This is a genomic window from Undibacterium sp. MH2W (assembly GCF_049340215.1).
In the GTDB taxonomy this organism is placed as follows: domain Bacteria; phylum Pseudomonadota; class Gammaproteobacteria; order Burkholderiales; family Burkholderiaceae_D; genus Undibacterium.
Map to the genome: position 1 here is coordinate 497473 of NZ_JBMPPA010000004.1, position 22613 is coordinate 520085.

Below are 22613 nucleotides of genomic sequence, written 5' to 3' on the forward strand. Positions count from 1 at the left end.
GATCGTCAACAGCCTATCGCCATTGCCATCGCCATATACTATTGACAAGCCTTTGTTGTCGCATACGATTTTGTTACATGAAAAACAGCTTAACTGACTCAACTATTGCTATTCCCAAATCAGGTTCCACGCTCACTTTAGGTAAAAAAACCCTCCAGTTGAATCGCCCTGCCGCAGCAAGCGCCTCTGCTCAGCCTCAGGCTGATACCGTGACGGCCTCTGCGCAAGCAGAATCACCTGAGGGTGGTCAACCCACAGCACCCATCACGGTGATGTTGAAACGTCGTTCACGGATGCAGCCTGTCGTTGCTGAAGCAATCATTGCACCCGCAAAAGCACTCACGGCGGAAGATATCGAGGCAATGAGTTCTATGCCTTTTGATCCGACCGCTGAAATGACGCCAGATGTCGTCGATGCAAGCAGCGTCTCTGGCGATGCCGTGACGCCGCCAGCACTGACGGAGGAGCCAGTCGAGAACACATCGACCGAGCAACCCGCACCGACAATCAAGCCCGAAGTAAAAGTAGAGATACGCGCAGATTTACGCGCTGGGTTACAGACACTTTCTGGCGCAGACATCGCCAAACCGCGCGCGGCCGTTATCCGTAAAACGGCGCCTAAAATGGCGAAAAAGCTCTTATTGTCGGACCAACAGCCAGCAAAAGCAGTGCCAAGCACGGTAAAACGTGAGGCACGCATCGGTTCTGGCAAATTTGCGCCAGCAGCACCGGTGACGACGCTCAAGCCCATCGCGCCATCCGTTGCTCCATCCATTGCGCTGCGAGCAAGCACCAGTGCTCCAGTGACACCGCCAAGCATTGCCGCCAGAGCATCGACAATCACTGCTGCTTTTGGTGCTGACGTTTCCAGCGTTACCCCGGCAGTGATCAACGCAGCGTCAACATCGGCAGTAAATAAAGAAGTCAGCACGCCGATCAGTAGTACGATGAAAAATGTTGCGCCAGCGACGGCAACACCGAACATCAACGAGATCGACACGTCAGGTTACCTGTTGCAAGGCAGTAAAGAACCGGCGAAACGCGGTCGCAAGCCGTCTGAATTTCAATTCGAAAATGATGAAATTCAGGCACTCAATGCAGCTGAAACCGCTGAATTAAAACGTGCTGCACGCGCGAAAGCGAAAAAACCTGGCTCGACTGCGACCAACGAAGAACAACTTGAGCAATACCGTAAGCAATTGACCAAGTTAATTCGCTTGGGTAAAGACCGCACCTATCTGACTCACGCTGAAATTAACGATCATTTGCCTGAAGAACTGGTGGATCAAGAAACCATCCAGGATGTCATTAGCACGCTCAATGATATGGGTATTGCGGTGTATGACCGTGCCCCTGATGCCGCAATGATGCTGTTGACTGATAATGTCGCCACAGCCGTTAGTGATGACGAAGCAGAATCGGTTGCCGCTGCAGCACTGGCGACGGTTGATTCTGATTTCGGTCGCACGACAGATCCAGTCCGGATGTACATGCGTGAAATGGGTGGCGTCGAGCTTCTCACTCGTAGCGGCGAAATCGAAATCGCGAAACGTATCGAAGATGGCTTAAAAGACATGGTGCAAGCGATTTCCGCCTGCCCAGGTACCATCAAAGAAATTCTCGTTATTGCCGACAAAATCGCCAAAGATGAAGTCCGGATCGACGATATCGTTGACGGTCTCATCAGCACCGAAGAAAGCGATGCCGTCGCATTAACGCTCAATGATAGCGACGAAGAAGACGACGAAGACGACGACGTCGTTGCCGATAGCGTTGGCGGCATCAGCGACGAGCAATTAATGCAGTTGAAAACCGTCTGCTTACAAAAATTAGCGATCGTCAGCAAAAACTTTGAAAAGATGCAATCCGCGCGTGAAACAGATGGCTACCAGTCACTGGCTTACACCAAGGCGCAGCAAGCGATTTCTGCCGAGTTGCAAGGAATGCGTTTCACTGTCAAAACAGCTGAAAAATTGTGCGATACATTGCGCAAACAGATGAAGGAATTGCGTCAGTCTGAGAAGCAGATGATGGAATTGCTGGTCAATAAATGTGGCATGCCAAGAAACTACTTTATCGACATGCTGCGTACCCATGCCACAAATCCAACTTGGCTTGAGCATGAAATGCAGTCGACGCAAAGTTACGGTGCGGTGCTGTCTCGCCACATCCACGCTGCACGTGAGTTACAGCAAAAATTTATTCAACTGGAACAGCGAGTTGAATTGCCTTTGAGCGCCCTGCGAGACATCAATAAACAGATGATCGCTGGTGAAAAACGCTCCAGTGAGGCAAAACGTGCAATGACAGAGGCCAACTTACGTCTTGTTATTTCGATTGCAAAGAAATACGTCAATCGTGGTCTGCAGTTCTTGGATCTGATCCAAGAAGGTAATATTGGTTTGCTCAAGGCCGTCGATAAATTTGAATATCGCCGCGGCTATAAGTTCTCTACCTATGCAACGTGGTGGATCCGTCAAGCAATCGCACGTGCCATCGCCGATCAGGCGCGTACGATCCGCGTACCAGTACACATGATTGAGACGATTAATAAAATGAATCGTGTCCGTCGCCAATTACTGCAGGCAACTGGGCTCGAACCGGAACCAGCGGCGATCGCTGAAAAAATGGGTCTTCCAGAAGTCAAAGTCCGTGAGATCCTTAAAATCGCAAAAGAGCCCGTTTCTTTGGACGTGCCTATTGGCGACGATGGCGACTCCCAGTTAGGCGATTTCATTGAAGATAGTATGACCATGTCGCCAATGGCCGCAGCAATGCAGGCGTCAGTACAGGAAAAATTGAAAGAAGCGCTCGATTCACTGAGCCCACGCGAAGCGAAAGTATTGCGGATGCGATTTGGTCTTGAGACAACGAGCGAATTCACCCTCGAAGAAGTTGGTAAACAATTTGAAGTCACTCGTGAGCGTATTCGTCAGATTGAGGCAAAAGCGATGAAGAAGTTACGCCACCCAGGCAAGGCAGACCATCTCAAGAGCCTCATGGAAAGCCAATAAATACCGTAAAAATCCACATCAGCCACTCCGACACCTTGTCCGAGTGGCTTTTTTTATACCATGATTTTATGTAAGCATCACCACCATAATGTAGATTGGTGGACTACGTGGCATAGTTCATGCTAATTTAATGTTGATAGAGATTTCTGTCACCAGAGTCTTTCTGATTCATCGCGTATCCACGTCGCTTTGTTTTAAGAGCAATCGCACAAATATGGCTGGACTCTCATCGTGAATGGTATTTCAGGAGAAACGAACTTGCTGACTTTCAACCTCTATGGCCTTCCTGAGTTTTTTTCCTACAGCATTTTGCTCGGCATTTCATTTGCGCTCATCGGAAAAAAACAAGAGATTTCACTGAGATTCTGGCGCACCGGCTGGTTGCTTATCCTCGTCCACTCGGCCTTTTTCTTGTTATTCTCTGGTAGCACCGTCTACGATGTGCTCACCGCTGGATCGCTTATTTTGGCGAGTCAGTTCTTCATTCTCGCAGCGTATTATCAAGGTCAAAAAACAGCACCATTTTCACAGATCAAATGGCCCATGATCTTATCGGGCATTTCCAATGTCATCTTTTCTTCATTGGCAACGGTTGCCGGGCTCGCACCCAATCAATCTCTCTCCCAACTCACCTATCTTTTCGCGGTGATCGCCGCCTTCAGTTCCATGTGGCTTGCGATGGCAGACAATGCTGGCGACCAACAGTGGCATCGAAAACTCTCCATCGGTTTGGTTCTCACTGCACAGATTATTTTATATGCCACGATCCAATGGTTTGGCTTCGAAATGGCGAGTATCTGGCAATTGTGCTGGAGCTATCTCGCGGTAGCCTATTTTTTTATAAGACAAGCGCCAAAACTCTCCATGGGCGTCATGTTTGTCGCGTTGAGTTTTGTGCTGTGGGGTCTCGTCTTCCCTGTTGCTGAACTGATGAGCATCTACGCGCAAGCGGCCTTCAGCCATGTAGAATCCGGCGTCTGGAACTTACCTAAATTTCTCGCTGCCGCCAGCATGATTTTGGTCCTACTAGAGAACCGGATGGACTTAATTATTCACCTTGCCACCCATGACGAATTAACGGGACTGCCAAATCGTCGCTTGTTTAACGATCGTTTTGACCAGGTCGTTTCCCGCGCCAAGAGAAATCACACGGGATTTGCCCTCATCGTCATCGATTTAAATGACTTTAAGCATGTCAATGACACCTATGGTCATCAGGTAGGTGATGCATTGTTAAAAGAAGTCAGCAACCGATTTAGTCAGGTATTGCGAGATACGGATACCATTGCACGCACTGGCGGAGACGAATTCACGGTCATTATTGAACAAGCGAGTGATCGGCAACATATTGACGTCGTCAAAGAGAAGTTAATCAAGTCACTCCAAGACACGATGGTATTTGACCATACCCCTTACCACGCCAGCGCGAGCTTCGGGTCTGCGATCTTTCCAGAAGACGGCTTGACGCAGACGCAACTGTTAACGATTGCCGATCGCCGAATGTACGAAGACAAACCAAAAACACAGCACATTAGCGTGATCTACGCGTAATTTTTTGGGAAGAAGCACTTCGATGCCAGACGCCTTTTTATTGCGTCAAAAAAGACAGCGCAAAATCGACCTGATTCACCCGCTCTTGAAGACTCCCTTCAATGAGCATATGCGGGATTTCACGCTCCTCCAAAACATCCAGTAAACACTGGTGAATGGCTTGTCGGACAGCAGGTGATTCGCGTTGGAGTCCGTCCGCTTCCCAAGGAAAATCAGGTGCCGTCACGAGCGTAAACGCATAGCGAGATGCGTGCGACGATGCTAGTCCAATCAAGGCTGACTCGCCACCGTCAAAGTAATAATCGCTATAAATCTCAGTCATTAACGGCGTCGTATCACAAAATAGCCAGCCACTCGCTCTCGGCAACGCCTCGTCTTCACGCTGAATTTGTGTCTTTGCGATCAATAATTGCTCTTCTGCCTTGGGCACCCGTCCCTGCACTTCAACGAACTCGCGCAAATACTCAGGCACCCACACTGTGTGATAAAAACTTGCCAACGCTTCTGCCAGCGCCGACTTTCCGGACGATTCCGCTCCTAGTATGGCGATTTTTTGTACTTGTTTAACGGACGATGTAGACGTTACTGCTGACATGATTTACTCCAAGAACGTAAGCCCATGATGGCCATGATGACGAACACCGCATATAACAATGCCGTTAAGTGCAGGTTTTTATACACGTATAAGCCAACATACAACACGTCAACCAGAATCCAGACAAGCCAATTTTCAATCTTTTTTCTAGAGAGTAAAAACTGTCCGACCAAACTCCCCGCCGTTAAAAACCCATCTGCGTAGGGCACATCGGTATCTGTATACGCCTTAAGAAAAAACACCAAGACCGCGAACAATGCCGCCCACGCCAGCACAGCGAATAATTGCTGAGCCCGCGTCAGCGACGTCACATGCAATTGCTCCCCTTCACCATCGCCGCGCCACCACTGCCACCACCCCCAGAAGGACAGGAGAATAAACATGACTTGCAAGCCCATATCACCGTAGAGCTTCGCATCGAAAAATACGGCAGCGTAGAGCCCGGATGAGAGGATTGAAAATAACCACCCCCAGTGAACCTGACGGATCGTCAAGGCGACGGTCATCACCGCCAACAAAAACGAAATCAACTCTAACAAGCTGGTTGTCATTCCTAACAGCACAATCGCGTCGTTCATACTTATCCGTATTATTTGAATGCCCGCATTATCGGCGAAAGACACTGAGGTGTCATGTTTTGCTGCAAAAATGCGCGGTTACGTATTTATTTCCTCTCAAACACACGTTTTACCGCCAACGCGCAATCACTCCCTCCCCTTTTTAGGTGCAGACAAAAGATACTTTGCGGTTCGAATAAAACAATAAAAGTTAAACAATTGCAAATTATTTATGTGCGCTACGACAAGAGTTAAAAATACGGTTAGAATTAGTTTCAATATCACTTTTCAAATAAAACATCAGATTTACATCTTGATTAAGCTATAGTCTTAAAATAAGATAAAAAGTGGCTCTACGGCAACCGAAAGCAAGAGGGAGAAGACTGATGGACTACGAACACAGTAAAACGCTCTGCTTAGATAAAGGCAACTTTGTTGCTACAAATGGTAAAACTATGTTGAGAACGCACTTCAATTCGACAAGCCCGATGTTTTGCAATTACTTCGCGCCGGAGGATGGCTCATCGTCCTCTAACGCGGATGACATGATTGATTTCCTCGAAGAGGACAGTCAAAATGTCCCGCAAAAGTCACAATTACACCCTTGGAAAATTCTCATCACTGATGACGATGCCAACGTCCATGAAACAACGTTGCTAGCGTTGAGCGGCGTACGTATTCACGGTCGGCCACTCGAATTTTTGCATGCCTACTCAGCAAAAGAGGCAAAAGCAATCATCGTCCAGCATCCTGATCTATCGTTGATTTTATTGGATGTGGTGATGGAAACCGTCGACGCGGGGCTCAAATTGGTGTCGGTTATCCGCGATGAATTAGGCAAATCCGCACTGCGCATTGTGCTACGCACGGGTCAACCCGGCTACGCCCCTGAAGAATTAGTCAGCCACCAACTGGCGATTAATGGCTACACAACCAAATCAAAATTAACACGATCGTTGTTAATTTCTGTCCTTCAGGACACATTAGCTGAGCCTGACCACAATCCGGGCTTACCGAACTAAATCAGGCTCGAACTCGCTGATACATCACAGAAAAGCCAGCACAGAAAGACGTTAAACCAATGAGGTTCAACGTTTATTCTGCGTCTGGCTGATTTGCTGGCATTGCTTTGATAAAGGCAGGATGCGCAAGGCAATGCTGGTTAATCTGCATGAGGCGTGGCATCGCCGACAAATCACACTGAAAACGTTGCGCATTGGCGATCTGTGGAATCAGGAAACAATCAGCAAATCCCGGTTCATCTCCAAAACAATACTTCCACTGTTGCCCGAGCGATTGTAACTTCTGCTCAAGGACGAGCAAGCCGGTTTCGCACCAATGCCGATACCATGCGTTCTTTTGATCTTCTGTGACACCCAGTGTCTTCGTGAGATATTTGAGAATCCTCAAGTTATTCACCGGATGTACTTCACACGCAATTGAGAGCGCAAATGCGCGGATGTGGGCACGAGATACGGGATCGGCGGGCAACAAGGGATGCTGCGGATAGACTTCATCGAGGTACTCAATAATCGCCATTGACTGCGTCAATACATGCTCTTCACCACCATGTTGATCAACAAATGCCGGAACAAGTGCCTCAGGATTGAGTGTTTTGAACGCTTCTGACAATTGCTCACCGCCGTTCTTCACCAAATGAATCGCGGCTTGCTCGTAATCGAGCCCCTTTAAATTAAGCGCAATCCGAACCCGGTAAGACGCGGAACTTCTGAAATAGCTATACAGTTTCATTTTTTATCCTTTTTACTTTCGGTGCCTGTATCTAAAGCTGCGTTGACCGACAGCGAGCGTGTCGGTCTCACGAATGGTCAGGTGATCTTCAGTCAGGTGATCTTCAATGTCAATTGCCCAATACCCTCAATGTTGGCTTCCAAGGTATCGCCTGCGACAACAGCACCAACACCTTCAGGGGTTCCGGTAAAAATCAGATCACCAGGTTGGAGTGTATAAAACTGCGATAGCTCAGCAATAATTTCATTGACATTCCACGTCATTTTATTGAGCTGACTCTCCTGACGAACAACACCATTGACCGTTAGCCTGATCGCTGCTGTCTCAACATCAGACGCTGCGGCAGCAGGCAAAATCGGCCCGATCGGTGCGGACAAATCAAAGCCCTTTGATGTACACCATGGACGACCTTGTTGCTTAGATTGTGCCTGCAAATCACGGCGAGTCATGTCCAATCCAACGGCATAACCCCAGATATGTTGATGTGCTTTCTCGACAGGAATAGCGGCACCACCTTTACCAATCGCAACGACCAGTTCAACCTCGTGGTGCAAATTACTTGTTTTTGTTGGGTACGGCATGTGCCCGACCTCGCCGGCTGCCACTGGTACCACGGCATCAGCGGGCTTCATGAAGAAGAAAGGTGCCTCACGCCCTGTACCGCCCATTTCAATCGAATGCTCGGCGTAATTTCGTCCAACACAATAAATACGGTGAACCGGAAATAAGGCGGTTGAACCAGTGACCGGAATTACCGGCGTTGATGGGGCAGCAAAAGTCAGTTCCATGAGGTCTCCTAAAATGAAAATACAGTACCAGTGTAGCGCTATCGCCGTTGAACGCCGTCTTCGCTGAAATATAACGCATTTCCTCAAGACGGCTATAATGAAAGCCTCACCTTGAGGACTGCTATGACACAAATAACCTGCCTTCATCCTGCCTACATCATTCCCATCGAACCCGCCGCAACGGTGCTTCGCGGCCATTCATTGGTCATGCAAGACGAAAAAATCATCGCTATTCTGCCAGAATCCGAGGCGAGGCAGGGCTATCCTGATGCAAACCATATTTTGCTCGACAAACATGCGCTGCTACCTGGTTTTGTCAACCTTCACGCACATTCTGCCATGAGCCTGTTACGTGGTTTGGCGGATGACTTAGCATTGATGGACTGGTTAAACGACCATATTTGGCCTGCAGAGAAAAAACATGTCAGTGATGCGTTTGTTTTCGATGGCACGGTGTATGCGATGGCAGAGATGCTACGCGGCGGAACGACGACCGTCAACGACATGTATTTCCATCACGACGCCGTTGCTCGCGCCGGACTACATACAGGAATGCGAACGATTGTGGGCTGTAGCGTGCTGGAATTTCCAACCGGTTATGCACAAAACGCGGACGAATACCTGAGTAAAGCGATCGAGGCAAAAAACGAATTTAATCATCAAACAGGCGTCTCATTCAGACTCGCCCCTCACGCCCCGTACACAGTGTCCGACGACACCTTCCACAAAATTATTGCGCTTTCTGAACAACATGAGATGGGCATTCATTGCCACATCCACGAAACAGCCCAAGAGGTCAACGACAGTTTGAAACAATATGGCGTGAGACCGCTGAAACGCTTACATCACCTAGGACTACTAAGCGACCGGTTAATTGCCGCGCATATGGTGCATGCCAACGAGGAAGAGATAGTCATGTTAGCGCAGACGGGAGTGCATATCGCGCACAACCCTGCGAGCAACCTCAAACTCGCGTCAGGTTTTGCGCCGATTCATGCGATGCAGATTGCAGGTGTCAACGTCGGCATCGGTACAGATGGTGCAGCGAGCAATAACAAACTTGATTTGTTGGGCGATCTGCGGATGGCTGCCCTACTCGCAAAAGCCCAATCAAACAATCCGACGGCGCTGGATGCGCACGCTGCACTTAAGATGGCGACGCTCTCTGGTGCAAAAGCGCTGGGGATGGACAAAGAGATAGGCAGTCTTCTGCCAGGTAAGTTGGCAGATATCATTGCCATTGACCTAAGCGCTATCGAAACGCAGCCTTTATTTGATCCTGTGTCACAAATCGTGTACGCGGCAAGTAGAAACCAAATTAGTCACGTGTGGGTCCACGGTCATTGCCTGATGTTCAACCACGGGCTCACCCACATCGACGAAGAAGAGCAACTCGATAAGGCGCACTGGTGGCAAGAACGTATTGCAAATCAAGTTACACATTAGAAACCATCCGAGTGATCTGATGCGCAATGCATAGTGTAAGATGGCTGGTTCGTTTTCTAGGCTCTATCCGAATCACCTCTTACACTCGCAAAAATGATAAAACGTCTTTCTATCTATCTTGCCTTTGCATTCTTCAGTAGTCCTGTTCTGTCAGTCGAAAAACTATCGACCATCGCAGAACAAACTGGGTACCAACAAACTGGGCGTTACGAGGAAGTTGAAACACTTTGCCGTAATTTTCAAAAAAACTATCCCAAGTTTGTGCGCTGCCAAGAATTCGGTCGCACCGCCGAAGGTCGCCCAATGATGGCACTAATTGCCACGCGCACCAACATTTTTGTCCCCTATTTAGCCAAAGATAAACAAGTTCCTGTCACCTTGATACAGGGTGGAATTCACGCTGGTGAAATCGATGGAAAAGACGCTGGCTTTCTCGCTTTAAGAGAAGCGCTGGATAACACTGCTGCAAAAAATGCGCTAGATAACCAAGTGCTGTTATTTGTACCGGTATTCAACGTTGATGGACATGAACGATTCGCCAAGTGGAACCGCCCCAATCAACGTGGTCCGGAAGCGATGGGCTGGCGCACAACCGCGCAAAACTTCAATTTAAATCGCGATTATCTGAAAGCAGATACACCCGAAATGCAGGCCATGTTGCGCCTCATTAATCAGTGGGACCCCTTGGTCACTGTTGATCTCCACGTGACGGACGGGGCGAAATTTGAGCACGATATCTCCGTGCAGATTCAACCCTCTCAGGCAGGCGATACGGTACTCCAACAATCAGGTAAGCTCTTCCAGCAAAACATCCTGTCAGATCTCAGTGCGCAGGGCTCCATGCCCCTTCCCTTTTACATGGAGTTCGACAAAATAGACGATCCGATGTCGGGTTTTGTCGACCGCGTGCCCTCACCACGCTTGTCACACGGTTATTTCCAGTTACGAAATCGCTTTGGCATTCTGGTGGAAACCCACTCATGGAAAAACTACGCAACACGCGTGAAAATTACGCGAAATACCATTATTTCGGTGTTAGACCAAATGGCGCAACACGGCGCTGAGTGGCGCAAACAGGCACTAGAGGCAGATATGCGGTCAGTGAATCTGGCTGGCCAAACAATTCCTCTGACCTACAAGACCACCGATCAATTTACCATGATCGATTTTCATGGGTATGCCTATACACGAAAACCTTCAGACATCTCTGGCGCATTGATGACCCGATATGACGAAACGACCCCTCAGATTTGGAAGGTAAAACTACGCAATGAGATGGTTCCAGATAAAACCGTCAAGCTTCCTCAAGGCGGCTATCTGGTACCAGCAGCGTATGCACATCTTATTCTCGAAAAACTTCGGGTACACGGCATTCAATTTGAAGCATTGACCATGCCGTTGAGTGACATCGACGTAGAGCAATTTAAAACACGTAGCGCCGTCATTTCACCGACATCGAACGAAAGCCATCAGCCGCTGAACCTTCAAGGCGACTGGATCTCCAGTCACCATTCTTTCGGTAAGGGTGCGCTATTTATTCCTATCGCGCAGCCTAAATCGGCAATGGTAGCCGCACTATTCGAACCAGACTCACCTGATTCCTTGGTAAGCTGGGGATTTTTTAACAACAATTTTGAGAAAAAAGAGTACATGGAGGCCTATGTCGCTGAAGATGTTGCGCGAGAACAACTAGCGGCAGATCCAGCACTCAAACAGCTCTTTGAGAGAAAAGTAAAAGAGGACAAGGCATTTGCCGCCAGTCCGGAAGCGCGTCTTGAATTTTTCGCCAGAAGGCATAGCTCCTGGGATCAGGAATACCAACAATATCCGATCTATCGAACCAATATCGGTCCAAAGTAAACATCGCGATACAAACCATGAGATATCGGTAAGATCGACGCGCTCCACCAAGGCCACGTTCAGCATCACTGACGTGGTTTTTTTTAGTTCCCAACTAAGCTAGCGGCGATATTAATTGAAAACCCGAGTACCGCCACATTAAAGAAAAAACTCAGAACCGATTGCGCCAATACCGTTTTGCGTGCGCTACGCGACATCACAGCCACATCCGAGGTCTGCGCGGCGACGGCGATGGTAAATGAAAAATATAAAAAATCCCAGAAATCGGGCATTTGCTCCCCGTCCGGAAACTGCAGTGCCCGTTGCGATTCAGGGGAGCGATAAAACAATAACGCGTAGTGAAAACAAAATACCACGGCAACTAAAAACCACGATCCCAACACCGTCATTCCTGTAAAAAGGTATTTAAAAGCGCGAACATCGGACGACAAATCCTTGGTGCCGGATAACTCAACAATAATCGCGCCGATACTAATCATCGCGGACAACGAAATCAGCACTAACACCGTCACTGCACTACGATCCTCGCGAATGGCCATCGCTTTAACGCGATGCTTGTTCGCCCGCACCATCAACCACCCCATCAGCACCAAATAACCCCACACCGCGATATCCCACGCAAACAGAGCACGGGTCGTCCATAGCCATGTTTCTGGCAAAAAGAACAAGCAAATGCAGGCCAGCACAAAGGCGGAAACAAGACGCGGACGGTGAAGCATAAAATTTTTTGTAGAGGGCATCGTTATCGTCAAAAAGGATTAAATAAATTACATGAAAAGTGATTTCTACCGAGGTTAACTGATGCAGAAGATACGCAGATCACGCTATTGTCGAAGCATATTTTTTCATTTTTGCGATTTATATAATAGGATTTGCTATTATATGTTCATTAAAGAAGCTGCCTTGAATCAATGATGTACACTGTTGTCATCAACGATCACTTTCCTTTCTTTAAGCGTAAAGTGACCCCATTGATGACCGAGACTGGAGTAAATAGGTATGAGCAAACATAGCCATTACCTGCCACTGGCTAACGTGACCGAGGGGATGATGCTCGCTGAGGATCTCTTGGATAAAGTCGGCCACATTCTGCTTCCAGCAGGCACTCAACTCACAGCGTCCATGCTTCAATCAATCGGACACCATCATATCCTTCAGCTGTGCGTTCAAATGGACGATGCTGATGCACTCGAAGTCAAAAAAGAACAGCAAGAAAAATTAGCACGAGTCGAACGATTATTTCGAACGCAAGAAAATCAAGAACCCGCGAAAACGCTCAAACAGTATCTGGTTCATTATCGCGAGGAGCAGTTGCAATGAGCACTGATGATGATATCCGATCACGCCTTGATGCGATCGTCAGGCATATTAAGGATTTACCAACCTTACCTGAAGTTGCTCAAGAACTGTTGTACGAACTTGACAACGAAGACAGCAGCCTAGAATCCATCAGCGAAAAAATCGCTATGGATCATGCGCTTACTGCAAAACTGTTAAGGCTGGCAAACTCGTCGCATTTTGGTCACAACTCGCACGTCGTGACCATACAACAAGCGGCGGCAATGCTTGGGGTTCAGAATATTAAAAATCTGATCCGCATGAGCATTATGGTTGACCGATTCCCTCACCCGGAATGCGCCGCATTCAACTTCCGTGGATTCTGGCGTCATAGTATCGCGACGGCAAATTGCGCCGAGCTCATTTCACGCGCACTTCATATGAAGCACGATTTTGCATTCACGGCGGGCTTGTTACACGATATAGGTCGCCTAGTGCTGGTGACTTATTATTCAGAAGAATATACAGAGGTACTCAGTTACAGGCACATGAATGACTGCGAATTAATCGCAGCGGAACGCCACGTCCTCCACATTGACCATATTGATGCAGGGCTTGCTCTGGCGCAGCAATGGCATTTCGCGGATGCAGTGAAAGAGGCGATCAAAGGTCATCATGATCCGGACATCAAGGGCATTCACGCCCTCGCACCGGTCGTTCACGTTGCCAATGCAATCGTGCACGCGTTAGATCTCGCTAACAATGACGACGAACTCGTTCCGGCCTTATCTCAGCAGGCGTGGGATACGCTCGGACTCAAGGAAGCGGATTACTTGGCGATTTTCAAAGAAACAGAAATGCGATTCGAAGCATTGAACCAAATCCTCATTTGAACAGACGTTATCATGTACTTGGATAAAACAATTTTGGAACAACTGATGTATTTCAAGGATACGCATTATCATCTTGAAGACATCCACTTATTTCGTGACGTTGACGAAGAAAACCTCCTGTTAGGTCGCGAAATCATCAAACACTGCCCTATCGTCAAAGCGGCGAAAGGCCAAGTGGTGCTTGACGCCAATAGTTCCGGCTCGCGCTTGTTTATCGTCTTAAGTGGGGCACTGGGCGTCACGAAACTGAATGAAGATAATAACCACATCGAAAACGCCATTACCCAGTATCTACCGGGAGAGTGTGTTGGTGAAATTTCAGTGTTAGATGAAGAAATTCACTCAGCAACGATCTGCGCTTTATCTGACAGCGCATTGCTCGTGATCGAAGCAGAAATATTGTGGCGGCTCATTGATGAACTGAACGGTGTGGCACGCAACTTATTGCAACTGTTGTCGTTCAGGATTCGCGCTGCCAACGCGCAGATTCGAAGTCGCCAAAAGGTCGGGGAATTTTATCGGCAGTTATCGATGGTGGACGGCCTGACTGGATTACATAACCGCGCTTGGCTGAATGCACAATTACCAGGTTTGGTAGAAAATGCCCACGCCACCGGCAATCCACTCAGCATCATCATGGTCGATCTGGATCACTTCAAACGCTTTAATGATGAATTCGGCCATCTTCTTGGTGATGATGCCCTACAAACGGCGGCAAAGGTCTTGAATGCTGGCTTGCGCCCCACCGATTTTGCAGCCCGCTACGGTGGTGAAGAGATGATGGTCATTTTACCTGGCACGTCGCTCAAAGCGGCGACGGGTGTTGCACAACGTTTGTGTTCAAAGCTCGCCAAGACCAGCGTTTTTCCAGATAATCGTAAAGCCATGCCGCACATCACTGGATCATTTGGCGTTGCCTGCCTAGAAATCGGTCAAGATAGCGGCCAATTGATTAATGCAGCAGATATGGCCTTGTACAAAGCGAAAAACGCAGGACGTAATCAAGTGGCGTCCTAATCAACTTCTGCTGATGCCATTGTCATTCCGATCATCATCCATATTGCATCAGTAATGAGAGGTCGATCTCTTCTGCGTTTATTTAAACTGATCTGAAACAAAAAAAGCGTAACAACCTTTCGGTGTTACGCTTTTTTCATGCGTTCAGTCTATTTCGCACATTAAGCTGACTGATAAAAATACAGAATCAGTCAGTTCAAGGGTGTGAGCAAACCGCTTACTGATAGTCTGACAAAGGAACGCAAGAGCAGAACAGATTACGGTCACCATAAACGTTATCTGCACGGCCAACTGGCGCCCAGTATTTTTGATGACGCAATGTAGCGACTGGGTAAGCACCTGTTTCACGGCTGTAAGAACGCGTCCATTCACCAGAAATCAGTGTTTCAATCGTGTGTGGCGCATGTTTGAGCGGGTTGTCTTTTGGATCAAACTCACCACTCGCGACTTTCGCGATTTCTTCACGGATAGCAATCATTGCATCGATAAAGCGATCGAGTTCGGCCAGTGATTCACTTTCTGTCGGCTCAATCATCAATGTACCAGGCACTGGGAAGCTCATCGTCGGCGCATGGAAACCGAAGTCGATCAAACGCTTAGCGACGTCTTCATTGCTGATGCCAGTGGCATCAGTCAGTGGACGCAGATCCAGAATGCATTCATGTGCAACAAGCCCATCATGGCCTGCATACAAGACTGGATAATGTGGTGCGAGACGTTTGGCGATGTAGTTAGCTGCCAAAATCGCTGTCTCTGTCGCTGCTTTCAAGCCTTCAGCGCCCATCATCGCAATATACATCCAAGAAATCGGCAGAATGCTTGCGGAGCCAAATGGCGCAGCACTCACTGCAGAAATACCGTCTTCACTGCGGAGATAGCCAGTCGATTTTTGATTCGGCAAGAATTTAGCCAAATGTGCGCCAACTGCCACAGGACCTACACCTGGTCCACCACCACCGTGAGGGATACAGAATGTTTTGTGCAAGTTCAAATGACTGACGTCACCACCAAAATGACCCGGTGCTGCAACGCCCACCAATGCGTTCATGTTAGCGCCATCGACATAGACCTGACCACCATGGCTATGGACGATCTCGCACAATTGCTGGATACCTTCTTCAAACACACCGTGTGTCGATGGGTAAGTCACCATCACTGCAGCCAGATTCGCGCTATGTTTTTCTGCTTTGGCTTGCAGATCAACCAAGTCAACGTTGCCGCGTTCATCGCAAGCAACCACAACGACTTCCATACCGACCATCGCTGCTGACGCTGGATTGGTACCATGCGCAGAAGATGGGATGAGGCAGATATTACGATGTGCTTCGCCACGTGAAGCGTGGTAAGCCTGAATCACCAGCAAACCAGCATACTCACCTTGTGAACCCGCATTCGGTTGCAACGACACTGCTGCATAGCCTGTCGCTGCGCACAACATGGCTTCCAATTGATCAATCATTTCGCGGTAACCAACCGTTTGGTCATTCGGTGCGAATGGATGGATGTTGGAGAATTCTGGCCATGTCACTGGAATCATTTCGCTCGTTGCGTTCAATTTCATGGTGCAAGAGCCGAGCGGAATCATGCTGCGGTCCAGCGCCAAATCTTTATCGGACAAACTACGCAAGTAGCGCAGCATTTCGTGCTCTGCGTGGTAGCGATTGAATGTTGGATGAGTCAAGAATTCGCTAGTACGAACCAATGCGGACGGAATCGCATCCACGGCGTTGCTGACGGCAGCTTCGATGGTATTGAAATCGGGTGTGGATTGACCAAGTGCAAAGATCGCCCACAGGTTGCTCACGTCTTCACGGCTCACTGTTTCATCCAAAGAAACGCCGACTTGTGTCGCACTGATTTGACGTAAGTTATAGCCTTTTGCGACAGCAGCGGCATGAACCGCGGATGCGTCAGCAACATTGACTGTCAGTGTGTCAAAGTAAGTGCTGTTAGCGATGGTCAGTCCAATGTCTTTCAGACCAGATGCGAGGATGCCGGTAAAGCGCTGAACGCGCTGCGCAATTTGACGCAAGCCTTTTGGACCATGGTACACCGCATACATCGATGCAATGACCGCCAATAAAACTTGTGCTGTACAGATATTGGACGTCGCTTTTTCACGGCGAATATGCTGCTCACGTGTTTGAAGCGCCAAACGATATGCCTGCTTGCCTTGTGCATCGATCGTCACACCAACCAGACGGCCTGGCATACTACGTTTGAAAGCATCCCGTGTGGACATGTAGCCTGCGTGTGGACCACCAAATCCAAGTGGTACACCGAAACGCTGACTATTACCAACAACGACATCCGCGCCCCACTCGCCTGGTGGCGTGATGAGCGTCAAAGCCAACAAATCTGCAGCAGCAATGACCATACCGCCTTTAGCGTGGATCGCAGCGGCGTATTCACGGTAATCACGGATTTCACCATCGACACTTGGGTATTGCAGCAATACGCCAAAACACTCGTTCTCTAAGGCATCGGTACCGTGGCAAGTGCGAACTTCGATGCCCAGCGGTTTAGCGCGGGTAGCGATAACTTCACGTGTTTGCGGGAGAATATCGGCGGCAACGTAGAAAACATTGGAATTCGATTTGCCGACACGTTGCAACAGCGTCATCGCCTCAGCGGCTGCAGTTCCTTCGTCAAGCATAGACGCATTGGCGATATCCATACCAGTCAGATCAGTAATCATGGTCTGGAAGTTCAAAATCGCTTCCAAACGACCTTGAGAGATTTCTGGCTGGTAAGGCGTATAGGCGGTGTACCACGCTGGGTTTTCAAATACGTTACGCAGAACAACGCCAGGAGTGAACGTGTTGTAGTAACCCTGACCAATAAACGATTTCAGAACACGATTTTTTCCTGCTAATTCTTTGAGCTGTGCCAACGCAGCTTGCTCTGTTTTCGGTTCAGTAAAACTGGCGAGTGGCAAGACATCGTGACGACGGATATTCTCAGGAACAATCGCATCAATTAATGCTTTGCGGGTTGCATAGCCAAGGACTTCCAGCATCTTTGCCTGTTCAGCATCAGATGGCGCAATGTGGCGGGCGATGAAAGCGTCGTGCGCTTCCAGTTGGTGTAAAGAAGGACGGGTCATGATTTGGGCAGACAGAGAAGATGGGGAAAGCAGCATGCAACAGCACACTGACGGACACGCCGCCAGTGCAACGTTCAGCGCAGATTAACCAATATTTTTTGCGTAAGCTTCAGCATTCATCAAGCCATCAACGTCGGCGATGTTTGCTGGTTTGAGCTTGAACAACCATGCAGCAAACGCATCCGCGTTAATCGATTCTGGTGCATCGCCCAATGTTTCGTTAACAGCAACTACTTCACCTGATACAGGCGCGTAAATATCGCCAGCTGCTTTCACAGATTCCACCACTGCGCAATCTTTACCAGCAGTTAATGCAGCACCTACTTTTGGCAAATCAACAAAAACGATGTCGCCTAAGGCATCTTGTGCAAACTCAGTAATACCAACGGTTAACGTGCCGTCGGCTTCTACGCGTACCCATTCGTGGGAGGATGTGTATTTCAAATCTGCTGGGACATTCATGGTGGACTCCAAATAATAAGATGATGTAATAAATTTTTTTCGTGGGTGGATGCGAATTCCGTTTTATATCCTTGGGATTCGCATCCTGTAGAAATTAAGCAACCAATACTTTACCTTGACGAACGAATGGCAGCTTGACCACAGTCGCCGCTAATTGTTTGTCACGGATAACGACATGCACCGTATCACCGATTGCTACACCCATCGGCAAACGTGCCAGTGCAATCGCCTGCTGCATACTTGGACTGAAAGTGCCACTTGTGATTTCACCTTCGCCATGCGCTGTCATAATCTTCTGATGTGCACGCAGGATACCGCCTTTTTCACGCAAGATTAAGCCCAAAAATTGCGCTTTCTGACCCTGCTCTTGCAATGCTTTTTTACCAACGAAATCACGTTCACTCACCAGATCGATGGTCCAAGCGAGACCGGCGTCGAGCGGATTCACTGTTTCGTCCATGTCCTGACCATACAGATTCATCCCCGCTTCGAGACGCAGTGTGTCGCGAGCACCAAGACCCGCTGGTTTCACGCCAGCTGCAGCTAACGCATTCCATAATTCTGTGACGCGATCAGCAGCGACCGCGATTTCAAAGCCATCTTCCCCTGTGTAGCCAGTGCGCGCCACCATGACTTCACCGAAAGAAGTATCGGCAACGATCACGGCGTTAAATGGTTTGATTTCTGCACTAGCTGCTTTTGTTTCTGGCAATACTTCCCATGCTTTTGCTCGTGCATGAGGACCTTGAACAGCAACGAGTGCGAAAGCGTTTGCACCGTCGCGGCGCTGGGTAATTGTGAGACCACTATTTGTTTCCGCGTTACGGGCATTCATCCATGCCACGTCTTTTTCTGCCGTACCTGCATTAACAACAAGGCGGAACCAGTTTTCACTGAAGAAGTAGATGATCAGATCGTCGATGACAGTACCTTCTGGTGTGAGCATGCACGAATACAATGCTTTACCAGGCACTTGCAGTTTGTCGACATTATTCGCCACGAGGCCACGTAAAAAACCACGAACGTTGTCGCCATGCAAGTCGACCACGCACATGTGGGAAACGTCAAACATACCGCAATCTGTGCGCACCGCATGGTGTTCTTCGATTTGGGAACCGTAGTTGACTGGCATATCCCATCCGCCAAAATCGACCATTTTTGCGCCAGCCGCACGATGGGCTGCATTGAGAGGGGTTGCCTTGAGTGGTGTCGCTTGCGTCATGTGAACCTCATTACCAAAATAGAAGGGACGAACAAACACACGCTGACGGACGATGTCCATCGCATGCGAAAATCGCATACCCCTCTGTCCTGGTACCTGAGAGATTACGAGAACAACGTCAGACTATTACTGACGTTACCATCTCGTGCGCACCTTCGGTGGGTAGTTCAGCGATTGTGCTGCTACCACTCTCCAGAGTGTGGGGCGTCATGAACACCCCGTTGACCGGTCCTTTTGCCTGAGAGTTTTTGGGTATTAGCCCCTTCGGCGACATCAGCTACTGCACAATCTCTTCAAAAACCTTGAGATTCGTTTCAATAATGTGCTCTCCCGATCAAGTACGAGGATTATATAAGGCTTGAATGAGCTTGGATATATTCAAATTCAAATAATTACCAAAAGCAGCCCATCAGCAGCCCCTCCGGAGCTGCAAATGATGAATCGAATGACAATAAGTTACCATGAAGATAATCATTATTAATGCGGCTGCAGCACTAAATGTTCTCGGGCATGGGACGCGACATCCGTTTTTTCAGTATGCTCATTCACATACTCGCCAGCGGCAAATAGTTTCGCCTGATCGTTGTAATGAGCATCAAACAAAACGCCGCTCTGACCAACTGGGTTAATCCCCAGCGCTTTCGTCGTATCAGCGAAATCAATCAACCGGCGCGTTGAAGGACCATAAGCGACCGACCAAGGGGCAGGACCAATGGGGCCGGACAAATTGTTAGGCACTTCACGTCCGCCGGGCACGGAAAAAGGTCCGATATTAAACAACTTATCCAATGGTGGTTGTTGCCCCAACGGATGGCGATGTGTCAGCGTATGGGCAAGGCCCCACTGCCACTTGGTCGTGTCATTACCATATGTTTGACGCAAGTGCGCCATACTGTCATTCCACGCACCGGCGAGCATCGACTGGCGCGCATCGAAATGGGAATCCGAAGAGGTTCCCCACCACACCGATTGCGGATCATCTAATAACCGTGGCAGGGCAAAATCTAATGCCCGCGTTCTGAGCAAATTCTGAAACTGGACTTCGCCAAGGCGCGTTGCCATCGTGTTGTGAGCAATCTGGTAGATCAATTGCGCGAATAAAGTCGGTGCGATGGAATTCGTTTGGTAATTTCCATCCCACTTGGTCAAAATATCCAGCAGACGACCATCCTCAGGTGACTTTATCACTTGATTCAAGACGGGGAGCAATGGCTTTAACACCCGATCGGCATAGCCTGTTTTCACATCCAATTGCAGCGCTTGGGAGTTTTTCGTATCCCATTTCATCCCCGGCTGACCCAAGAGCTGAATCAAGCGCTGCCCTCGGTCGTATAAATTGTAATAACCCGGAATAGCGATGCCTGTCGGTGAAACTGGTTGAAAATTAGCCGACACGATAAATCCACGCGCTGGGTTTTCTTCGTGAGGATTATCGGCAAAATCATAAAACGCCGTCTTATCCGCATCAGCGGACGTGCCATCAAGGATAAAGTTAGGATTCACATTCGCAGGCCGTTTTACCAGCTTCGCCGACGCCCACCACGCAATATCCCCTTTCGCATTAGCCCAAACGACATTCAACCCCGGCGCACCAATCTTACTGGCAGCCTGACGGGCTTTGGTCAACGTGTCCGCACGGTTGAGTTCATAAAAGGCATCAAGAACAGGGTTATCGGTTTCGAGGAATGCCCACCACATCGCAATAGGCACATCGCCATAATTGTCTTTAAATGCATCCGTAATAATGGGTCCATGTGGAGAATGGCGTAATGAGAGCTTCACTGGCGCCATGCCTTTGACCTGAATGAGCTCTTCACGCGTTGTCATCTCAACCCACTGACCATGCACCCACACTTGATTGGGATGTTCTGGATTCACTTTTTCGGCGACCAAATCAATATCATCATTTTGGAACATCGTGAGACTCCAGCCAAATTGCTGGTTGTGTCCCAAGAGCGCCATCGGATTTAAGACCTGGAAATGACCGTACAACTCAAAATCTGGGGCAGATAATTGCGCCTCATACCACACAGCAGGGGCAGAATAAGCAATGTGCGGATCGCCCGCAAGCAAGGGTTTCCCACTGGCGGTGTGTGTGCCAGAAACAACCCAAGCGTTACTCCCCTCCAATTGAGGAATCGCTAATTCTTCGATACCCGCCTGACTTAGTGTTGCGATCTTGTCCAACGTCGACCAATCTTTGCTCGCCAAAGCAAGAGGCTGTTGTACGACGCCCTGAGGGTGCCAGTCGAGATCAAATATCTTTAAATAGTCCGCACCCAATTTATCTCTGATGGCGGTCAGCGCAGGCTCAGTGCGAAAGGCGGCTGCAAAGCTATACGCCATATAACCAGAAACAGCGATCGTATCTTCAACAGTGAACGGTCTTTTGGGAATATGGAGCAGGTCAAATTCTAAGGGTGCAGGATGGGATGCCTGGAACTGATTAACGCCATCGAGATAGGCAATTAATGCTCGGCTGGACGGAGAATTTTTATCCATTTTTTCGACATAATCACTTGCAAAAGCACGTAAACCGAGCGTCCTGAAAAGTCGGTCCATGTCGACTAGTTTTGGCCCCAGAATCTCAGCCAGTTCGCCACGCGCCAGCCGGCGCACCATCTCCATCTGAAACAAACGATCTTGTGCGTGGACGTATCCTAGCGCGCGGTACAGATCGGTTTGATTTTGGGCTTGAATATGCGGAACGCCACGTTCGTCGTAGGTCACCTGCACCGCCGCAGAGAGTCCAGATAACGCGACTGTTCCATCACGCTGTACTTTTTTTGTATGTAAATACCAACCTAACGCCAGAAAACACAGAACCACTAATACCAAGAGTGCGACTGCACCTCGCTTTAAAAGTTGTTTCATCATTCCGCTTTCGTTTCAGGGACAAGAAGATTCTACGCGCAGCTTTTTACCGCATTCTCTATAGTAAAGGCAATTTTGCCATCTTCACCACAAAAAACGCGAGGAGCGTTGTAGTTTGACGATTTTTTACGAGGATTAACGCAAGCCCATCTCGTGATCAGGCGATCGGGGGGACTCAACGATCGACGCATTGCACGA

General features: G+C 48.7%; 17 protein-coding genes and 2 riboswitches. Of the genes, 8 read left to right on the forward strand and 9 right to left on the reverse strand.

Annotation, left to right across the window (positions count from 1 at the left end; all coding sequences use genetic code 11):
• Window positions 1-77 precede the first annotated feature (77 nt).
• The gene (rpoD, locus tag ACO0K2_RS12820) at window positions 78-3014 is read left to right on the forward strand and encodes an RNA polymerase sigma factor RpoD (RefSeq protein ID WP_423019341.1); all 2937 of its coding nucleotides are present in this window, start codon (window positions 78-80) and stop codon (window positions 3012-3014) included.
• A 231-nt stretch (window positions 3015-3245) separates the two neighbouring features.
• Window positions 3246-4565: a diguanylate cyclase domain-containing protein gene (locus tag ACO0K2_RS12825; protein ID WP_423019343.1), complete on the forward strand. Its 1320-nt coding sequence runs from the start codon at window positions 3246-3248 to the stop codon at window positions 4563-4565.
• Window positions 4566-4602: 37 nt separating this feature from the next.
• Here ACO0K2_RS12825 and ACO0K2_RS12830 read toward each other — a convergent pair whose 3' ends face one another.
• Together ACO0K2_RS12830 and pnuC are read right to left on the reverse strand one after the other, a co-directional pair.
• A complete protein-coding gene (locus ACO0K2_RS12830) occupies window positions 4603-5160 on the reverse strand; it encodes an AAA family ATPase (protein ID WP_423019345.1) in 558 nt (185 codons plus the stop codon).
• Window positions 5148-5738: a nicotinamide riboside transporter PnuC gene (pnuC, locus tag ACO0K2_RS12835; protein ID WP_423019347.1), complete on the reverse strand. Its 591-nt coding sequence runs from the start codon at window positions 5736-5738 to the stop codon at window positions 5148-5150. The genes ACO0K2_RS12830 and pnuC overlap by 13 nt, the downstream gene beginning before the upstream one ends.
• 365 nt (window positions 5739-6103) lie before the next feature.
• Between pnuC and ACO0K2_RS12840 the strand changes: the two genes are divergently transcribed.
• Window positions 6104-6739 carry a hypothetical protein gene (locus ACO0K2_RS12840; RefSeq protein WP_423019349.1) on the forward strand — a complete coding sequence of 212 codons (636 nt, stop codon included), beginning with the start codon at window positions 6104-6106 and terminating at the stop codon, window positions 6737-6739.
• Window positions 6740-6812: 73 nt separating this feature from the next.
• Here ACO0K2_RS12840 and maiA read toward each other — a convergent pair whose 3' ends face one another.
• Together maiA and ACO0K2_RS12850 are read right to left on the reverse strand one after the other, a co-directional pair.
• Complete coding sequence (maiA, locus tag ACO0K2_RS12845) at window positions 6813-7469, reverse strand: maleylacetoacetate isomerase (protein WP_423019351.1); 657 nt, start codon at window positions 7467-7469, stop codon at window positions 6813-6815.
• A 92-nt stretch (window positions 7470-7561) separates the two neighbouring features.
• A complete protein-coding gene (locus ACO0K2_RS12850; RefSeq protein WP_423019353.1) occupies window positions 7562-8257 on the reverse strand; it encodes a fumarylacetoacetate hydrolase family protein in 696 nt (231 codons plus the stop codon).
• 123 nt (window positions 8258-8380) lie between these two features.
• Between ACO0K2_RS12850 and ACO0K2_RS12855 the strand changes: the two genes are divergently transcribed.
• Both ACO0K2_RS12855 and ACO0K2_RS12860 read left to right on the forward strand, forming a co-directional pair.
• A complete protein-coding gene (locus ACO0K2_RS12855) occupies window positions 8381-9703 on the forward strand; it encodes a TRZ/ATZ family hydrolase (RefSeq protein WP_423019355.1) in 1323 nt (440 codons plus the stop codon).
• A 93-nt stretch (window positions 9704-9796) separates the two neighbouring features.
• Complete coding sequence (locus tag ACO0K2_RS12860) at window positions 9797-11563, forward strand: M14 family metallopeptidase (protein ID WP_423019357.1); 1767 nt, start codon at window positions 9797-9799, stop codon at window positions 11561-11563.
• Window positions 11564-11646: 83 nt separating this feature from the next.
• On the opposite strand, the gene ACO0K2_RS12865 is transcribed toward ACO0K2_RS12860, so the two are convergent.
• The gene (locus tag ACO0K2_RS12865; protein WP_423019359.1) at window positions 11647-12282 is read right to left on the reverse strand and encodes a DUF1345 domain-containing protein; all 636 of its coding nucleotides are present in this window, start codon (window positions 12280-12282) and stop codon (window positions 11647-11649) included.
• A gap of 280 nt (window positions 12283-12562) precedes the next feature.
• Here ACO0K2_RS12865 and ACO0K2_RS12870 point away from each other — a divergent pair, with 280 nt between their 5' ends.
• Genes ACO0K2_RS12870 through ACO0K2_RS12880 form a run of 3 tightly spaced genes read left to right on the forward strand, consistent with a single transcriptional unit; the run spans window position 12563 to window position 14751 of the window.
• On the forward strand, window positions 12563-12883 hold the full coding sequence (locus ACO0K2_RS12870) for a hypothetical protein (protein ID WP_423019361.1): 321 nt from the start codon (window positions 12563-12565) through the stop codon (window positions 12881-12883).
• A complete protein-coding gene (locus tag ACO0K2_RS12875) occupies window positions 12880-13734 on the forward strand; it encodes an HDOD domain-containing protein (protein WP_423019363.1) in 855 nt (284 codons plus the stop codon). The genes ACO0K2_RS12870 and ACO0K2_RS12875 overlap by 4 nt, the downstream gene beginning before the upstream one ends.
• 45 nt (window positions 13735-13779) lie before the next feature.
• Window positions 13780-14751, forward strand: a complete 972-nt coding sequence (locus ACO0K2_RS12880; protein WP_423019365.1) for a diguanylate cyclase — start codon at window positions 13780-13782, stop codon at window positions 14749-14751.
• Window positions 14752-14968: 217 nt separating this feature from the next.
• On the opposite strand, the gene gcvP is transcribed toward ACO0K2_RS12880, so the two are convergent.
• The 4 genes from gcvP to ACO0K2_RS12900 all read right to left on the reverse strand — a co-directional run bounded on the left by gcvP (window position 14969) and on the right by ACO0K2_RS12900 (window position 22418).
• The gene (gcvP, locus tag ACO0K2_RS12885) at window positions 14969-17857 is read right to left on the reverse strand and encodes an aminomethyl-transferring glycine dehydrogenase (RefSeq protein WP_423019367.1); all 2889 of its coding nucleotides are present in this window, start codon (window positions 17855-17857) and stop codon (window positions 14969-14971) included.
• An 84-nt stretch (window positions 17858-17941) separates the two neighbouring features.
• Window positions 17942-18319: a glycine cleavage system protein GcvH gene (gene gcvH / locus ACO0K2_RS12890; protein WP_423019369.1), complete on the reverse strand. Its 378-nt coding sequence runs from the start codon at window positions 18317-18319 to the stop codon at window positions 17942-17944.
• Window positions 18320-18413: 94 nt separating this feature from the next.
• The gene (gcvT, locus tag ACO0K2_RS12895; protein WP_423019415.1) at window positions 18414-19541 is read right to left on the reverse strand and encodes a glycine cleavage system aminomethyltransferase GcvT; all 1128 of its coding nucleotides are present in this window, start codon (window positions 19539-19541) and stop codon (window positions 18414-18416) included.
• Between the two features lie 74 nt (window positions 19542-19615).
• A riboswitch (glycine riboswitch) is annotated at window positions 19616-19747 on the reverse strand.
• Window positions 19748-19757: 10 nt separating this feature from the next.
• A riboswitch (glycine riboswitch) is annotated at window positions 19758-19879 on the reverse strand.
• A gap of 139 nt (window positions 19880-20018) precedes the next feature.
• Complete coding sequence (locus ACO0K2_RS12900; RefSeq protein ID WP_423019371.1) at window positions 20019-22418, reverse strand: penicillin acylase family protein; 2400 nt, start codon at window positions 22416-22418, stop codon at window positions 20019-20021.
• Window positions 22419-22613: the final 195 nt, after the last annotated feature.

What these genes read in the sequence shown, in the direction of transcription:
- rpoD (WP_423019341.1), top strand. Translation starts at nt 78, where the DNA reads ATGAAAAACAGCTTAACTGACTCAACTATTGCTATTCCCAAATCAGGT.
- ACO0K2_RS12830 (WP_423019345.1), bottom strand. Translation starts at nt 5,160, where the DNA reads ATGTCAGCAGTAACGTCTACATCGTCCGTTAAACAAGTACAAAAAATC.
- pnuC (WP_423019347.1), bottom strand. Translation starts at nt 5,738, where the DNA reads ATGAACGACGCGATTGTGCTGTTAGGAATGACAACCAGCTTGTTAGAG.
- ACO0K2_RS12840 (WP_423019349.1), top strand. Translation starts at nt 6,104, where the DNA reads ATGGACTACGAACACAGTAAAACGCTCTGCTTAGATAAAGGCAACTTT.
- maiA (WP_423019351.1), bottom strand. Translation starts at nt 7,469, where the DNA reads ATGAAACTGTATAGCTATTTCAGAAGTTCCGCGTCTTACCGGGTTCGG.
- ACO0K2_RS12850 (WP_423019353.1), bottom strand. Translation starts at nt 8,257, where the DNA reads ATGGAACTGACTTTTGCTGCCCCATCAACGCCGGTAATTCCGGTCACT.
- ACO0K2_RS12855 (WP_423019355.1), top strand. Translation starts at nt 8,381, where the DNA reads ATGACACAAATAACCTGCCTTCATCCTGCCTACATCATTCCCATCGAA.
- ACO0K2_RS12860 (WP_423019357.1), top strand. Translation starts at nt 9,797, where the DNA reads ATGATAAAACGTCTTTCTATCTATCTTGCCTTTGCATTCTTCAGTAGT.
- ACO0K2_RS12865 (WP_423019359.1), bottom strand. Translation starts at nt 12,282, where the DNA reads ATGCTTCACCGTCCGCGTCTTGTTTCCGCCTTTGTGCTGGCCTGCATT.
- ACO0K2_RS12870 (WP_423019361.1), top strand. Translation starts at nt 12,563, where the DNA reads ATGAGCAAACATAGCCATTACCTGCCACTGGCTAACGTGACCGAGGGG.
- ACO0K2_RS12875 (WP_423019363.1), top strand. Translation starts at nt 12,880, where the DNA reads ATGAGCACTGATGATGATATCCGATCACGCCTTGATGCGATCGTCAGG.
- ACO0K2_RS12880 (WP_423019365.1), top strand. Translation starts at nt 13,780, where the DNA reads ATGTATTTCAAGGATACGCATTATCATCTTGAAGACATCCACTTATTT.
- gcvP (WP_423019367.1), bottom strand. Translation starts at nt 17,857, where the DNA reads ATGACCCGTCCTTCTTTACACCAACTGGAAGCGCACGACGCTTTCATC.
- gcvH (WP_423019369.1), bottom strand. Translation starts at nt 18,319, where the DNA reads ATGAATGTCCCAGCAGATTTGAAATACACATCCTCCCACGAATGGGTA.
- gcvT (WP_423019415.1), bottom strand. Translation starts at nt 19,541, where the DNA reads ATGACGCAAGCGACACCACTCAAGGCAACCCCTCTCAATGCAGCCCAT.
- ACO0K2_RS12900 (WP_423019371.1), bottom strand. Translation starts at nt 22,418, where the DNA reads ATGATGAAACAACTTTTAAAGCGAGGTGCAGTCGCACTCTTGGTATTA.